The following is a 14,910-nucleotide window of genomic DNA, read 5'->3' as shown; positions in this document are numbered from 1 at the left end:
CCACGTATCAGGCATCGAGCCGAGGAGTCCGTCACAGTGACCACGCCCGCATCCGCGAAACCAGCCACGATCGTCCGGGTGCCCGCGGGGACCACTGCGGGCGCGGCGGTCCGTGACGCGGGTCTGCCCACCAAGGGACCCGACACGATCGTGGTCGTCCGCGACTCCGAAGGCGCGCTGCGCGATCTCTCCTGGACGCCGGAATCGGACGTCGAGGTCGAGGCCGTCGGCGCCGACACCGAGGACGGCCGCAGCGTCATCCGCCACTCGGCCGCCCACGTGCTCGCGCAGGCCGTCCAGCAGGAGTTCCCTGACGCCAAGCTCGGCATCGGCCCGCCGATCCGCGACGGTTTCTACTACGACTTCCAGGTCGAGCGTCCCTTCACGCCGGAGGATCTCGCGAAGCTCGAGAAGCGGATGAAGAAGATCGTCAAGGACGCCCAGCGCTTCTCGCGCCGTGTCGTCGACAGCCTCGAGGACGCCCGCGAGGAACTGAAGGACGAACCCTTCAAACTCGAACTCATCGACGACAAGTCGGGCATCGACGACCCCGAGGTGATGGAGGTCGGCGGCAAGGAACTGACCATCTACGACAATCTCAACCCCCGCACGGGTGAGCTCGTCTGGAAGGACCTGTGCCGCGGCCCGCACGTGCCCACCACCAAGTTCATCCCGGCGTTCAAGCTCACGCGCAGTTCCGCGGCGTACTGGCGCGGCGACCAGGACAACGCGGGCCTGCAGCGCATCTACGGCACGGCCTGGGAGTCCACCGAGGCGCTCGACGAGCACCTCGAACTCCTCGCCGAGGCCGAGCGCCGCGACCACCGCAAGCTCGGCACCGAACTCGACCTGTTCTCGTTTCCCGACGAGCTCGGCTCGGGATTGCCGGTCTTCCATCCGAAGGGCGGCATCATCCGCCAGGAGATGGAGAACTATTCGCGCCAGCGGCATGTCGAGGCCGGATACGACTTCGTGTACTCCCCGCACATCACCAAGGGCCACCTCTACGAGGTCTCCGGCCACCTCGACTGGTACCGCGACGGCATGTTCCCCGCGATGCACATCGACGAGGAGCTCGATGAGGACGGCACCGTGCGCAAGCCGGGGCAGGACTACTACCTCAAGCCCATGAACTGCCCGATGCACGACCTGATCTTCCGGTCGCGCGGGCGCTCCTATCGTGAACTGCCGCTGCGCATGTTCGAATTCGGCTCGGTCTACCGCTACGAGAAGTCCGGTGTCATCCACGGGCTCACCCGGGTGCGCGGCATGACGCAGGACGACGCGCACATCTTCTGCACCCCGGAGCAGATGCGCGACGAGCTCACCAGCGTCCTGAACTTCATCCTCGACCTGCTGAAGGACTACGGGCTCGACGACTACTACCTCGAACTGTCGACGAAGAACCCGAAGAAGTTCGTCGGCAGCGACGAGCTGTGGGACGTCGCGACCGACACCCTGCGCGAGGTCGCCGAGGCCTCCGGTCTGCACCTCGTCCCGGATCCGGGCGGCGCCGCCTTCTACGGTCCGAAGATCTCGGTGCAGGTCAAGGATGCTCTCGGCCGGAACTGGCAGATGTCGACCATCCAGCTCGACTTCAACCTGCCCGAGCGGTTCGAACTCGAGTACACCGGCACCGACGGGGCGAAGCACCGGCCCGTCATGATCCACCGCGCGCTCTTCGGATCGATCGAGCGGTTCTTCGGCGTGCTCACCGAGCACTACGCCGGTGCCTTCCCGGCGTGGCTCTCACCCGTACAGGTCGTGGGCATTCCCGTCGCCGCCGACTTCGAAGACCATTTGTTCGACGTCGTGGGCAAGCTGAAGGCGCAGGGGATCCGGGCCGACGTCGACGTCTCCGACGACCGCATGCAGAAGAAGATCCGCACCCACACCACGCAGAAGGTGCCGTTCATGCTGCTCGCCGGCGAGCGCGACGTCGCGGCCGGCGCGGTCAGCTTCCGCTTCCGCGACGGCACCCAGGTCAACGGCGTGCCGGTCGACGAGGCCGTGCGGATCGTGACCGAGTGGGTCCGTCGCCGCGAAAATGCCTCGCCCACCGCCGAGCTCGTCGGGTCCGGTGGGGAAGGCAGCTCGTCGTGACAGGCGACCGCACTCCGGGGCCGGCCGACATCCCCGCGACCGACGACAGTCCCGCTTCCATGGTCGATCGCGGTGTGGGGGAGTCCGACCACCTGCAGCGCCTGTGGTCGCCGCACCGGATGTCGTACATCACCGAGTCCCCGCGCGGTCGCGAAGAGCCGTACGAACCCTTCACCGACATCCCGAAGATGTCCGACGAGGAAGGCCTCGTCGTCGCTCGCGGCGAACTGGTGTACGCGGTGCTCAACCTGTACCCGTACAACCCCGGACACCTGATGGTGGTGCCGTACCGCCGGGTCGCCAATCTCGAGGACCTGACGCCCGACGAGAGCGCCGAGCTCATGCAGTTCGCCCAGCGTGCGCTTCGTGTCATCAAGCGGGTGTCGCGTCCGCACGGCTTCAATGTCGGCCTGAACCTCGGTGCCGCGGCAGGAGGCTCGCTGGCCGAGCATCTCCACCTGCACGTCGTGCCGCGCTGGGGCGGCGACGCCAACTTCATCACGGTCCTCGGCGGGTCGAAGGTGATGGTGCAGCTGCTGCGCGACACCCGTGCGCTGCTCGCCTCGGCATGGGACGAGTGAGAGCGCGTCCCGAGCCGACGAGATCGCAGCGCACGCCCGGTGCCGCCCGCAGATCTGCCGCGAGCCACCCGCGCATCTTCGGCCCGACTCGTGGCAGGATCGGATTCCGGACACAACGGTCGGACAGGAAGACAGGGGTCGCGGGATGCTGAGCTTCTTCGGGCGTGCGTCGGTGTCGAAGGTCACCGCGCCGCTCGGTAAGGCCCTGATCCGTACCGGCCTGACTCCGGATGCGGTCACCCTGGTCGGCACCGTCGCCACGGTTGCCGCCGCCGTGACCCTGTTCCCGATGGGATACCTGTTCTGGGGCGCGATGGTCATCTGGCTGTTCGTGATGTTCGACATGCTCGACGGCGCGATGGCACGGGCCCGCGGTGGTGGGACCCGGTTCGGCGCGGTCCTCGACGCGACCTGCGACCGGATCGCCGACGGCGCGATCTTCGCCGGTCTCGCGTGGTGGGCGGTCTATCACGAGCAGAGCCGTCCGCTGTTCGTCGCCACCCTGATCTGCTTGGTGACCTCGCAGGTCATCTCGTACGCGAAGGCGCGTGCCGAGGCGAGCGGACTGTCCGCCGACGGCGGTCTGATCGAGCGTCCCGACCGGCTCGTGATCGTGCTGGTGGGAGCCGGCCTCACCGGACTCGGCCTCGACTGGGCGATCCACATCGCGATGTGGCTGCTCGTCGTCGGATCGGTGATCACCGTCTTCCAGCGGGTTCTCGCCGTCCGCAACTCCGCAGGAGCGCGCGAACTACTCCCCATCACACCGGCCGGGAACAGTGGCACCGCACCCCAGGACAACGAGGGAGCGCAGTGAGCTTCACCGAGAACGCGTCCGATCTGGCGTACGCGGGCGGTTGGCGCCTGGTCCGGGCACTACCCGACGGCGTCGCGAGACGGTTGTTCGACGCCGGCGCCGACCTCGCGGCACGCCGCGGCGGCGGACCGCAGCAACTGCGACGCAATCTCGGACGGGTGCTCGGGGTACAACCGCACGAGGTGCCCGACGAGCTGATCCGGAGTTCGGTGCGGTCCTACGCGCGCTACTGGCGTGAGGCGTTCCGCCTGCCGTCGATGGATCTCGACGCGATGGCGGCGTCGATCGATGCGTCCATCGAGGGTCGCGAGCACATCGAGGCCGCGCTGGCCGCCGGTCGCGGCGTGATCCTCGCCCTGCCGCACAGCGGGAACTGGGACCTTGCCGGGGTGTGGTGCGTCCGCTACTTCGGCGGATTGACCACGGTCGCGGAACGCTTGCAGCCGGAATCCCTCTACCGGCGTTTCCTCGAGTACCGCGAGGGGCTCGGGTTCGAGATCTTCCCGTCGAGCGGCGGCGAGACACCCCCCTTCGGGGAGCTGGCCGCGCGGCTGCGCGACAACCGGATCGTGTGCCTGCTCGGAGAACGCGACCTCGCCCGCAAGGGAGTCCCGGTCACCTTCTTCGGCGAACCGACCCGGATGCCTGCCGGACCGGCGAAACTTGCCATCGACACCGGCGCGGCGTTGCTGCCGGTGCACTGCTGGTTCACCGAGGACGGCTGGGGGTTCCGTGTGGATCCGGAGATCGACGCGAGCGTCGGGATCGACGCGGCCACGCAGGTTCTCGCCGACCGGTTCGCCGCGAACATCACCGCACACCCCGAGGACTGGCACATGCTGCAACCGTTGTGGCTCGACGACCTGTCGGAAGCCCGCCGGGCCCGGATGGAGGCGTAGGTGAGGATCGGGATGGTCTGCCCGTACTCCTTCGACGTTCCCGGCGGAGTACAGGCACATGTCGTGGACCTCGCGGAGGTCCTCATCGGCCGCGGGCACGAGGTGAGCGTGCTGGCACCCGCGTCGGAGACGACGGCCCTGCCCGACTTCGTCGTCTCCGCGGGCCGCGCCGTCGCCATCCCCTACAACGGGTCCGTCGCGCGACTGAGCTTCGGGCCGGTCTCCTACGCGCGGGTCCGCCGCTGGATCAACGACAACGACTTCGACGTCCTCCACATCCACGAACCGAACGCGCCGAGCCTGTCGATGCTCGCGCTCAAGGTGGCGGAAGGACCGATCGTGGCGACCTTCCACACCTCCACGACGAAATCGCTCGTGCTCAGCACTTTCCAGGGTGTCCTGCAGCCCTATCTCGAGAAGATCAGCGGCCGGATCGCGGTGTCCGAACTGGCCAGGCGGTGGCAGGTCACATCCCTCGGTGCCGACGCGGTCGAGATCCCCAACGGCGTCGACGTGCCGTTCTTCCGACACGCCCCGCTGCTGCCGGGCTACCCGCGAGCGGGCCGCACCGTGCTGTTCCTCGGCCGGTACGACGAATCCCGCAAGGGCATGGATGTTCTGCTCGGCGCGCTGCCCGCACTCGTCGCGCGTCACCCCGACATCGAGATCCTCGTGGTCGGCCGGGGCGACGAGGACCGCTTGCGGAAGGAAGCCGGACGCTACTTCCGGCACCTGCGCCTCCTCGGGCAGGTCGACGACGACGACAAGGCGTCCGCGATGCGCAGCGCCGACGTGTACTGCGCGCCGAACCTCGGCGGTGAGAGCTTCGGCATCGTGCTCGTCGAGGCAATGGCTGCGGGGACGGCCGTCGTCGCCTCCCAGCTCGACGCCTTCCGCCGGGTGCTGCGCGACGGGCAGGCCGGTGTCCTCGTCCCGGTCGGCGACGCCGACGCACTCGCACGCGGCATCCTCGAGGTCCTCGACGACGACGACCGCCGGCAGGCACTGGTCGACTTCGGATCCATGGTGGTCGAGGCCTACGACTGGCCGGTGGTCGCGGAGCAGATCCTGCGGGTCTACGAGACCGTCACCGTCGGGGCCGGTCCGGTTCGGGAGGTCCGGTCGTGACCGTCAGCGCGGTGACGATCCTGGTCCTGTCGCTGGTGGCCGCTGTCGTCGTGGCGATCGGCGTGTGGGCCTATTCCACCGCCAACCGCCTCGACCGCCTCCACGTGCGCTCGGATCTGTCCTGGCACGCACTCGACGCCTCCCTGGCCCGGCGCGCGGTGGTCGTACGGAGCATCGCGGCGTCCATCCCGGTGCCGGAGGGACGCGCACTCGCACTGCTCGCAGACACCGCAGAGCGGGCCGACCGCACTCGGCGCGAGGAAGCCGAGAATGCGTTGTCGGCGGCCCTGGCACGGCTGGAGACCGGCCGGTTGCGGCCCCAGCTCGTAGCCGAACTCGCGGACGCGGAGGCACGGGTCCTCATCGCCCGCCGCTTCCACAACGACGCGGTGCGCGACACCTTGGCGTTGCGTGCCCGTAGGCCGGTCCGCTGGCTGCATCTCGGGGGCACGGCTCCGCTGCCCACCTACTTCGAGATCGCCGAGCGCGCGGGTGCGGTCGCGGCCGCACCTCCCGTCGCTCCCACTCCCGTTCCTGCTGCCCGCACCTCTCCGATTCCGGATCGGGCACGCACGTCGGCCAGGGTCGTGCTGCTCGACGAGGACGGTCGGGTCCTGCTCCTGCGCGGACACGACCCGGCGGAGCCCGAGCGGCACTTCTGGTTCACGGTCGGCGGCGCGGTCGAGGGTGGCGAGGACCTGGCGACGGCCGCGCTCCGGGAGATCGCGGAGGAGACGGGCCTCCGCGTCGATCGCGACCGCCTGTGCGGGCCGATGTGGCGGCGCGTGGCGGTCTTCCCGTTCAACGGTGAGGTCCTGCATTCGGAGGAGCTGTTCTTCGCGGTGCGGGTGCCGTCGTTCGAACCCGCGGCCGACGGTTTCACCGATCTCGAGCGCAGCATGCGCCTCGAACACCGCTGGTTCGACGACGAGGAACTGCAGGCGCTGGTGCGAGCCGGGAACGCGGTCTACCCACAGGATCTGCCGGAGCTACTCGACGAGGCGCGGCAGGTCGCGACGCGGCGACGCGAACCGGAGATCCGCGCGATCCACTGAGCCAGGCGCGTGCGAGTGCGGGCCAGTCCGCGGAACTGGACGGTTCGGATCGGCATGATCGGAACGTCCCGTGTTCCGGATGGGGGAGTGGACCGGCAGTATGCAGTCCAGTTGTTTTCAACTGGCTATGGGTACGGCCTGGATGCGGTCCTAGGCTGGGGACCGCTGTCCGTCGCTCGTGCGCCGGCGGCATTCGCCGATCCGTCCACCGAGGAGGAACCCCCATCGTGACCAGCCCCGACACCGCCCCCGTCACCGGCACCGCCCGCGTCAAGCGCGGCATGGCCGAAATGCTCAAGGGCGGGGTGATCATGGACGTGGTGACCGCCGATCAGGCGAAGATCGCCGAGGACGCCGGCGCGGTGGCGGTCATGGCCCTCGAACGCGTTCCCGCCGACATCCGCGCGCAGGGCGGCGTGTCGCGCATGAGCGATCCCGACATGATCGACGGCATCATCGAGGCCGTCTCGATCCCCGTCATGGCCAAGGCGCGCATCGGCCACTTCGTGGAGGCCCAGATCCTGCAGGCCCTCGGCGTCGACTACATCGACGAGTCGGAGGTGCTCACCCCCGCCGACTACGAGAACCACATCGACAAGTTCGCGTTCACCGTGCCGTTCGTGTGCGGTGCCACGAATCTCGGTGAAGCATTGCGCCGTATCAACGAGGGCGCGGCGATGATCCGTTCGAAGGGCGAGGCCGGTACAGGCGATGTCTCGAACGCCACGACCCACATGCGCCGGATCCGCCAGGAGATCCGGCGCCTGACCTCGCTTCCCGAGGACGAGCTCTACGTCGCCGCGAAGGAACTCCAGGCGCCGTACGATCTCGTCGTGGAGGTCGCGCGGGCGGGCAAATTGCCCGTCACGCTCTTCACCGCCGGTGGCATCGCCACCCCCGCCGACGCGGCGATGATGATGCAGCTCGGCGCCGAGGGCGTGTTCGTCGGATCCGGGATCTTCAAGTCGGGCAACCCCGCCCAGCGCGCGGCCGCGATCGTCAAGGCCACCACCTTCCACGACGATCCGGACGTGCTCGCGAAGGTCTCGCGTGGTCTCGGCGAGGCAATGGTCGGCATCAACGTCGACGAGATCCCGCAGCCCCACCGGCTCGCCGAACGCGGTTGGTGATCGTTCTACCGGGGTGCGTGCAGGGCGAGCAGGGCGACGTCGTCCTGCACGCCCTCCCCGAGCGTCGCGAGCACCTCGCGCACGGCCCCGACGGCCCCGGCGGCGGTTGTCGGCTTCGACGCGCGGACGTGGTCGAGCAGCCGTTCCTCCCCGAAGCGCTCACGGGTGCCGCCGGAGACGAGTGCCTCGCTCACGCCGTCGGTGTACAGCAGCAGCGTGTCGCCGGGGCACAACGCGAAGGCGTGCTCGACGAGCCGTGGGGCAGGCAGCATCCCGATCAGTTGTCCGCCGACCGTGGGCAGATAACCGACGCTGCCGTCCGCGCGCACGAGGATCGGCGGCGGATGCCCACCCGAAGCGAGGCGGATGGCGCTCCTTCCCGACGCCGGGTCGGGCGCGACCGTGCCGAAGGCGAGCGTGCAGAAGGGTGCTCGCGCGTCGCTGTTGCGTTCGTCGAGCAGGGTCGTGTTGAGCGTCCTGAGCGCCGCCGACGGGTCCGTCTCGTAGACCGCCGCGGCACGCAAGGTGTACCGGACGATCGACGTCACCGCTGCTGCGCGGGCGCCCTTTCCGCACACGTCGCCGAGGAACAGCCCCCATGTGCCGGTACGCGCGGGGAACAGGTCGTAGAAGTCGCCGCCGACCTCGTCGGCAGACGCGATGTGGTAGTACGCGTCGACCTCGAGTCCCGGTACCTCGGGCAGGTTCGGCGGAAGAAGCGTCGCCTGGAGAGTGGTGTTGACCGTGCGGAGCCGTTCGCGCTCGAGTTCCGCCTCCCGGCGGGCGCGCAGCAGCTCCGACTCGTAGGCCCGGCGCTCGCGGGCGTCGAAGAGCATGGTGCGGATCAGTGCCGGCCTGCCCTCGGCATCGGACTCCACGACGGACGCGGCCAGGACGGGCAGCCGGGTCCGGTCGGCTCGGACGAGTTCGAGAGCGATCCCGTTGATCTGCCCCTGCATGAGCAGGAGAGGAGCGTAGTGGGTCTCGTGGTAGATGCGGCCGCCCACGCTGAGCAGGTCGGAGAAGTACCGCCTGCCCACCAGCTCGTCGCTCGGGTATCCGAGCCAGTCCGTCAGCGTCCGGTTGACGTCGGTGATCCGGCCGTCGGGCAGCGTCGTCAGGAATCCGCACGGCGCGTTCTCGAAGAGCATGTCGCTGTGGCGCAGGCAGGGATCGAGAATCTGGTCGGTCGTCGCCGTCACCCCGATCTGCGTGCGAACGCCGCGATCACGGCGGCGGTCTCTTCGGGTGCGCTGAGCTGTGGGCAGTGGCCGGTCGCGTTCAGGGTCATGAGCTCGCTCCCGGGGATCTGCTCGTGAACGAATGTACCGACCGCGCGCGGAGCGATCGCATCGTGCGCGCACTGGGCGACGAGTGTGGGCACCGACACCGCCGCCAAGTCGGCACGGTTGTCGGACAGGAAGGTCACCCGGGCGAAGACCCGCGCCACCGCGGGATCGGTGCGGCAGAAGATCTCGGCGAGCTCGTCACCGAGCTCCGGCCGGTCCGGATTGCCCATGATGACCGGGGCCATCGACTCGGTCCAGCCCAGATAGTTCGCCTCGAGGGACTCGAGCAACTCGTCGATGTCGGCTGCGCTGAACCCGCCGCGGTAACCGGTGGCGGGATCGTCGATGAAACACGGGGACGGCGCGAGGAGCACGAGGCCGGCGAAGACGTCCGGGGCAGCAGCGGCGGCGAGGACGCCGATCGAGGCGCTCACCGAGTGGCCGACGAAGACCACCGGACCGAGGTCCAGACCCCGGCACAGGTCGACGACGTCCTCGGCGTAGGTGTCCATCTGCGAATAACGCCGGGGATCCCAGGCCGTCGCATCGGAACGGCCGGAACCGACATGGTCGAACCGCACCACGGTGAAGTCGGGTTCGAGACGCGGGATCACCAGGCGCCACAAATGCTGGTCGCAGCCGAAACCGTGGGCGAGGACGACGACCGGGCCCGATCGGTTTCCCGTGATGGTCACGTTGTTCCTGCGCACCACATCGATGACGTGTTGCATCGCACCCCCTCCGTTTTCCCGAGGGTGTCACATTCGGTACTCGAAGGCGATCCCGGTCGCTCCACGACTTCCCGGGGACGTGGCGTTCGGCACACGTCTGTGCAGCTAGCCTTCTTGCGTACAGTGCACAGAAGGAGACCGCATGGCGAAGATCGAGCAGATCCTGGCGCTCGAACAGATCGAGAACGACATCTTCCGGGGCATAGCGACGGAGACGCTGCTGCCGCGGACGTTCGGTGGCCAGGTCGCCGGGCAGGCACTCGTGTCGGCGGTACGCACCGTCGAACCCGACTATCTGGTGCATTCCCTGCACGGCTACTTTCTGCGCCCCGGCAATCCCACGATGCAGATCGTCTACCTCGTCGACCGGATCCGCGACGGCCGCTCCTTCTGCACCCGGCGTGTGACGGCCGTCCAGGACGGCAAGGCCATCTTCACCATGTCGGCGTCGTTCCACGTGCGCGACGAGGGGATCGGACACCAGGACACGATGCCTCGGGTGCCGGCTCCCGAGGAACTGCCCGATCCGGAGACCGTGATCGACGACGCGACCCTGCTGTGGGCCAAGAAGGAGTGGGCCGAGTGGGACTTCCGGTTCGTTCCCCGCGACCGGATGGATTCGTCGAGCAGGATGGCCGCGCAGCAGCAGGTGTGGTTCAAGTCCCGCGAGATCCTTCCCGACGACCCGGTCTTCCACGTGTGCACCCTCGCGTACATGAGCGACATGACGTTGCTCGGCTCGGCGAGTGTCGGTCACGACGACGAACGGACGCAGGGCGCGTCGCTGGACCACGCGATGTGGTTCCTGCGGCCGTTCCGCGCCGACGACTGGCTGCTCTACGACCAGACGTCACCCTCCGCCGGGCTGGGACGGGCACTGACCCAGGGGCGGATCTTCGATCGCAACGGCAACATGGTCGCGGCGGTGGTGCAGGAAGGACTCACGCGGTACCTGCGCGATTCCTGAACGGGACGTCCCGACGGGGCGCCGTTCGGATCCGTCGTGGGTCCGGCGTTCCGACGTTGCACACCGGCGACCCCGAACGGACAGGCAGGCAACGGTGACCACTTCTTCCCCCACGATCGGCGTCCTGGCACTGCAGGGCGACGTACGTGAACACCGCAGCGCCCTCGAGGCTGCGGGAGCGCGGACGATCGCGGTGCGTCGCGAGCGCGAACTCGACGAGATCGACGGCCTCGTCCTTCCGGGTGGTGAATCCACTACTGTCAGCCGTCTGCTGCGCGTGTTCGACCTGCTCGAGCCGCTGCGGGCCCGGTTGAAAGCCGGGCTGCCCGCCTACGGTTCGTGCGCCGGCATGATCCTGCTCGCCTCCCGCGTGCTCGACACCACCGACGATGCCGAGCACCTCGACGCACTCGACATCGTGGTGCGCCGCAACGCGTTCGGCCGCCAGGTGGCCTCGTTCGAGACCAACCTGCCCATGACGGGTCTCGACGACGGTCCGGTGCGCGCGGTGTTCATCCGCGCGCCCTGGGTGGAGGAGGTCGGTTCCGGCGTCGAGGTCCTCGCCACGGTGCCGGACGGACCGGCGATGGGACGGGTCGTGGCGGTACGTCAGGGCGCCGTGATCGCGACGTCCTTCCATCCCGAGATCACCGGTGACCATCGGGTGCACCGGCTGTTCGTGGAGACCGTGCGCTCGACGACCCAGCGGCCGTGCGGTATCCCACAGCCGGGGCGGGTAGAATCGACGCTCCGACCTGTCGGTTGACGCCGACCACACTTCGCCGGAAGGGGCTCGAAGCGAATGAGCGGCCACTCCAAATGGGCCACCACCAAGCACAAGAAGGCGGTCATCGACGCCAAGCGCGGCAAGATGTTCGCGAAGCTCATCAAGAACATCGAGGTGGCGGCCCGGACCGGCGGTGGCGACCCGGCGGGTAACCCGACCCTGTTCGACGCCATCCAGAAGGCGAAGAAGAGCTCGGTTCCGAACGACAACATCGAGCGTGCGCGCAAGCGTGGCGGCGGTGAGGAAGCCGGCGGTGCCGACTGGCAGACCATCACCTACGAGGGTTACGGCCCCAACGGTGTCGCGCTGCTCATCGAGTGCTTGACAGACAACCGCAACCGCGCCGCCGGCGAGGTCCGCACGGCAATGACCCGTAACGGCGGGAACATGGCCGACCCGGGCTCGGTCGCCTACCTGTTCACCCGCAAGGGCGTGGTGGTGCTCGAGAAGAACGACCGCTCCGAGGACGAGATCCTCGAGGTCGTTCTCGAAGCGGGCGCCGAGGAGATCAACGATCTCGGCGACTCCTTCGAGATCGTTTCCGAGGCGAGCGACCTGATCGCCGTGCGCACTGCACTCGTCGATGCCGGCATCGACTACGACTCGGCCGATCCGGATTTCCGGGCCTCGGTCGAGGTGCCCGTCGACGCCGAGGGCGCGCGCAAGGTCATGAAGCTGGTCGACGCGCTCGAGGATTGCGACGACGTGCAGAACGTCTACACGAACGTCGACATCTCCGACGACGTGCTCGCAGAACTCGACGCCTGAACGACGCTCGCGTCGTACTCGTCCGTAGCGGCCGGGGTCGCGTGTCGGTCTCCCGGCGCCCGGCCCCGGCCGCTATGCTCTCGAACAGGCGTTCGCAATCGTGCGGAGCGGGTCGGGATTCGTCGAGAGGCGTCGGAACCGGCCGTATTCGGGTGTCGAGAGGTGAGTCGGGTGCGCGTGATGGGTGTCGACCCCGGTCTGACCCGCTGCGGCCTCGGGATGGTCGACACCGGACGCGGACGCGACGTCATTCCCGTCGCCGTCGGTGTCATCCGCACGTCGCCCGACCTCGACCTGGAACATCGGCTGCTCAAGGTGTCCGATTCGGTCGAGGAGTGGATGGACCGCTACAAGCCCGACGTCGTTGCGATCGAGCGCGTGTTCTCCCAGCACAACGTGCGTAGCGCGATGGGCACCGCGCAGGCCGGTGGCGTCGTGGCCCTGGCCGCGGCGCGTCGCGCGATCCCGGTCATGTTCCACACGCCGAGCGAGGTGAAGGCCGCGGTCACCGGCAGCGGCACAGCCGACAAGAAGCAGGTGACCACGATGATCACCCGCATCCTCAAGCTCGATTCCGCGCCGAAGCCCGCAGATGCCGCCGATGCGCTCGCGCTGGCCGTCGCACACTGTTGGCGAGCTCCGCTGATCGCCAGACTCGCGGCCGCCGAAGCTGCGGCCGCCCAGCAGAAGAAACGCTACGAGGAGCGACTGCGCGAACAGTCGGCCTCACGGAAGGCAGGTAGCCGGTGATCGCCTCGGTACACGGCGAGGTACTCGACATAGCCCTCGACCACGTGGTGATCGAGGCGGGTGGGATCGGCTATCGGATCAACACCACACCTGCGACCCTCGCCGGGCTCCGGCGCGGCGAGCAGACCAGACTCGCCACCGCGATGATCGTCCGCGAGGATTCGATGACGCTGTACGGCTTCGTCGACTCGGAGGCGCGCGAGTTGTTCGGCCTGTTGCAGACGGTCAGCGGTGTGGGCCCCCGGCTCGCCATGGCCACCTTGGCCGTCCTCGAACCCGATGCGCTTCGTGCGGCCCTGGCCGACGGCAACACCGCAGCACTGACGCGGGTACCGGGGATCGGCAAGCGCGGTGCCGAGCGCATGATCGTCGAATTGCGCGACAAGGTCGCGGCATTCGGCGCGGCCGGATCGTCGTCCGTCGTGGCCGGTGCTTCGCCGCTGCGCGACCAGATCGTCGAGGCGTTGGTCGGGCTCGGCTTCACTCCGCGACAGGCGGAGCCGGCCGCCGACAAGGTGCTCACCGAGGATCCGGGCGCCGACGTCTCGACGGCACTCCGGTCGGCACTGAAGCTGCTGGGTAGGTCGCGGTGACCGACGAGTACCGCGAGTTCGACGCGGCTGCGGCCGACCGCGAACGGTCGCCGGTGACGGCCGAGCATCTGCCCTCCGACAACGACATCGAGACGAGTCTGCGACCGACCAGCCTCGACGACTTCATCGGGCAACCGCGGGTCCGCGAGCAGCTACAGCTCGTCCTGCGCGGTGCGAAGCTCCGCGGCGGCACCCCCGATCACATCCTCCTGTCGGGCCCGCCCGGTCTCGGCAAGACGTCGATGGCGATGATCATCGCCGCCGAACTCGGCACGTCGCTACGACTCACCTCCGGTCCCGCACTCGAACGCGCCGGCGATCTCGCCGCTATGCTGTCGAATCTCGCCGAGGGCGACGTGCTGTTCATCGACGAGATCCACCGCATCGCCCGTCCGGCCGAGGAGATGCTGTATCTCGCGATGGAGGACTTCCGCGTCGATGTCGTGGTGGGCAAGGGGCCGGGTGCGACGTCCATCCCGCTCGAGGTCGCTCCGTTCACCCTCGTCGGCGCGACCACCCGTTCCGGTGCCCTCACCGGCCCCCTGCGCGACCGATTCGGTTTCACCGCGCACATGGACTTCTACGAGCCTCCCGAACTGCAGCGGATCCTGCACCGGTCCGCGTCGATCCTCGGGATCGATCTGCGCGACGACGCCGCCGCGGAGATCGCCGGACGCTCGCGGGGCACCCCACGTATCGCGAACCGGTTGCTGCGGCGCGTCCGCGACTACGCCGAGGTGCGGGCCGACGGTGTCGTGACCCGTGCCGTCGCTCAGGCCGCGCTCGAGGTGTACGACGTCGATCCGATCGGCCTCGACCGTCTCGACCGCGCGGTGCTCGGCGCTCTCGTACGCAGTTTCGGCGGCGGCCCGGTCGGGGTGTCCACACTTGCCGTGGCCGTGGGGGAGGAGCCCGCCACGGTCGAGGAGGTGTGTGAACCGTTCCTGGTCCGTGCCGGAATGGTGGCCCGCACCCCGCGTGGACGTGTGGCCACGCAGGCCGCCTGGCTGCAACTCGGGCTCACCCCGCCGCCGGAGGCGGCCACCGGTGGCATCGAGGTGCGCGCACGCGAACCCCAGCTCGACCTGTTCGAGGACGGCTCCGGCACCGCCCTCGAAGGCGGCGCCGATCCGTCCGACCCGGACGATCCGGACGTACGGCGGTAGGACGCTCGGCCGGGGAATGGCACACTGGTCTACTGCGTCGGTCCGTGGAGGCCGATCCCGACGTCGTGGTGCCACCCGCGCCACCACGACACGCTGGTGTCGCCTGCGTCACCACCCACCGACAACGACCGAGGACTGACTTCAAC

Annotated in this window: 15 protein-coding genes; 13 read left to right on the top strand and 2 right to left on the bottom strand. The window is 68.8% G+C overall.

What is annotated here, in order from left to right; genetic code table 11:
• Positions 1 to 36 precede the first annotated feature (36 nt).
• From thrS to pdxS, 7 genes are all read left to right on the top strand, one after another.
• Positions 37 to 2,103, top strand: a complete 2,067-nt coding sequence (thrS, locus tag GON09_RS07490) for a threonine--tRNA ligase (RefSeq protein ID WP_213931259.1) — start codon at positions 37 to 39, stop codon at positions 2,101 to 2,103.
• A 59-nt stretch (positions 2,104 to 2,162) separates the two neighbouring features.
• Positions 2,163 to 2,684 (top strand): HIT family protein, encoded by a 522-nt coding sequence (locus GON09_RS07485; protein WP_213934335.1) that lies wholly within the window; start codon positions 2,163 to 2,165, stop codon positions 2,682 to 2,684.
• 145 nt (positions 2,685 to 2,829) lie between these two features.
• Positions 2,830 to 3,501 (top strand): phosphatidylinositol phosphate synthase, encoded by a 672-nt coding sequence (gene pgsA / locus GON09_RS07480; protein ID WP_213931258.1) that lies wholly within the window; start codon positions 2,830 to 2,832, stop codon positions 3,499 to 3,501.
• Positions 3,498 to 4,400: a phosphatidylinositol mannoside acyltransferase gene (locus GON09_RS07475; protein ID WP_213931257.1), complete on the top strand. Its 903-nt coding sequence runs from the start codon at positions 3,498 to 3,500 to the stop codon at positions 4,398 to 4,400. Before pgsA ends, GON09_RS07475 begins: the two co-directional genes overlap by 4 nt.
• Positions 4,401 to 5,528 (top strand): glycosyltransferase family 4 protein, encoded by a 1,128-nt coding sequence (locus GON09_RS07470; RefSeq protein WP_213931256.1) that lies wholly within the window; start codon positions 4,401 to 4,403, stop codon positions 5,526 to 5,528.
• Positions 5,525 to 6,583 (top strand): NUDIX hydrolase, encoded by a 1,059-nt coding sequence (locus tag GON09_RS07465; protein WP_213931255.1) that lies wholly within the window; start codon positions 5,525 to 5,527, stop codon positions 6,581 to 6,583. The genes GON09_RS07470 and GON09_RS07465 overlap by 4 nt, the downstream gene beginning before the upstream one ends.
• 227 nt (positions 6,584 to 6,810) lie before the next feature.
• Complete coding sequence (gene pdxS / locus GON09_RS07460) at positions 6,811 to 7,713, top strand: pyridoxal 5'-phosphate synthase lyase subunit PdxS (RefSeq protein WP_213931254.1); 903 nt, start codon at positions 6,811 to 6,813, stop codon at positions 7,711 to 7,713.
• A gap of 5 nt (positions 7,714 to 7,718) precedes the next feature.
• Here the strand turns inward: pdxS and GON09_RS07455 are convergent, their stop codons facing one another.
• Together GON09_RS07455 and GON09_RS07450 are read right to left on the bottom strand one after the other, a co-directional pair.
• A complete protein-coding gene (locus GON09_RS07455; RefSeq protein ID WP_213931253.1) occupies positions 7,719 to 8,915 on the bottom strand; it encodes a SpoIIE family protein phosphatase in 1,197 nt (398 codons plus the stop codon).
• Entirely contained in the window at positions 8,912 to 9,733 is an 822-nt protein-coding gene (locus GON09_RS07450) for an alpha/beta fold hydrolase (protein ID WP_213931252.1), read from the bottom strand. The genes GON09_RS07455 and GON09_RS07450 overlap by 4 nt, the downstream gene beginning before the upstream one ends.
• A gap of 142 nt (positions 9,734 to 9,875) precedes the next feature.
• Between GON09_RS07450 and tesB the strand changes: the two genes are divergently transcribed.
• The 6 genes from tesB to ruvB all read left to right on the top strand — a co-directional run bounded on the left by tesB (position 9,876) and on the right by ruvB (position 14,764).
• Positions 9,876 to 10,700 (top strand): acyl-CoA thioesterase II, encoded by an 825-nt coding sequence (gene tesB / locus GON09_RS07445; RefSeq protein ID WP_213931251.1) that lies wholly within the window; start codon positions 9,876 to 9,878, stop codon positions 10,698 to 10,700.
• A 94-nt stretch (positions 10,701 to 10,794) separates the two neighbouring features.
• Entirely contained in the window at positions 10,795 to 11,466 is a 672-nt protein-coding gene (pdxT, locus tag GON09_RS07440; protein ID WP_213931250.1) for a pyridoxal 5'-phosphate synthase glutaminase subunit PdxT, read from the top strand.
• A 36-nt stretch (positions 11,467 to 11,502) separates the two neighbouring features.
• Positions 11,503 to 12,255: a YebC/PmpR family DNA-binding transcriptional regulator gene (locus GON09_RS07435; protein ID WP_016933013.1), complete on the top strand. Its 753-nt coding sequence runs from the start codon at positions 11,503 to 11,505 to the stop codon at positions 12,253 to 12,255.
• Between the two features lie 171 nt (positions 12,256 to 12,426).
• Positions 12,427 to 13,005, top strand: coding sequence for a crossover junction endodeoxyribonuclease RuvC (gene ruvC, locus GON09_RS07430; RefSeq protein ID WP_213934334.1), 579 nt, complete (start codon positions 12,427 to 12,429; stop codon positions 13,003 to 13,005).
• Positions 13,002 to 13,598, top strand: a complete 597-nt coding sequence (gene ruvA, locus GON09_RS07425) for a Holliday junction branch migration protein RuvA (protein ID WP_213931249.1) — start codon at positions 13,002 to 13,004, stop codon at positions 13,596 to 13,598. The genes ruvC and ruvA overlap by 4 nt, the downstream gene beginning before the upstream one ends.
• Positions 13,595 to 14,764, top strand: a complete 1,170-nt coding sequence (ruvB, locus tag GON09_RS07420; RefSeq protein ID WP_213931248.1) for a Holliday junction branch migration DNA helicase RuvB — start codon at positions 13,595 to 13,597, stop codon at positions 14,762 to 14,764. The genes ruvA and ruvB overlap by 4 nt, the downstream gene beginning before the upstream one ends.
• Positions 14,765 to 14,910 lie beyond the last annotated feature (146 nt).

The sequence above is a fragment of the Rhodococcus sp. B50 genome (genome assembly GCF_013602415.1).
In the GTDB taxonomy this organism is placed as follows: Bacteria; Actinomycetota; Actinomycetes; order Mycobacteriales; family Mycobacteriaceae; genus Rhodococcus.
The sequence above is the reverse complement of the archived record's forward strand: the minus strand, read 5'-3'. Positions and strand labels throughout refer to the sequence as shown.

Excerpts from the sequence above, each read along its gene's own strand:
- GON09_RS07485 (WP_213934335.1), top strand. The coding sequence starts at position 2,163 with ATGGTCGATCGCGGTGTGGGGGAGTCCGACCACCTGCAGCGCCTGTGG.
- pgsA (WP_213931258.1), top strand. The coding sequence starts at position 2,830 with ATGCTGAGCTTCTTCGGGCGTGCGTCGGTGTCGAAGGTCACCGCGCCG.
- GON09_RS07450 (WP_213931252.1), bottom strand. The coding sequence starts at position 9,733 with ATGCAACACGTCATCGATGTGGTGCGCAGGAACAACGTGACCATCACG.
- tesB (WP_213931251.1), top strand. The coding sequence starts at position 9,876 with ATGGCGAAGATCGAGCAGATCCTGGCGCTCGAACAGATCGAGAACGAC.
- GON09_RS07435 (WP_016933013.1), top strand. The coding sequence starts at position 11,503 with ATGAGCGGCCACTCCAAATGGGCCACCACCAAGCACAAGAAGGCGGTC.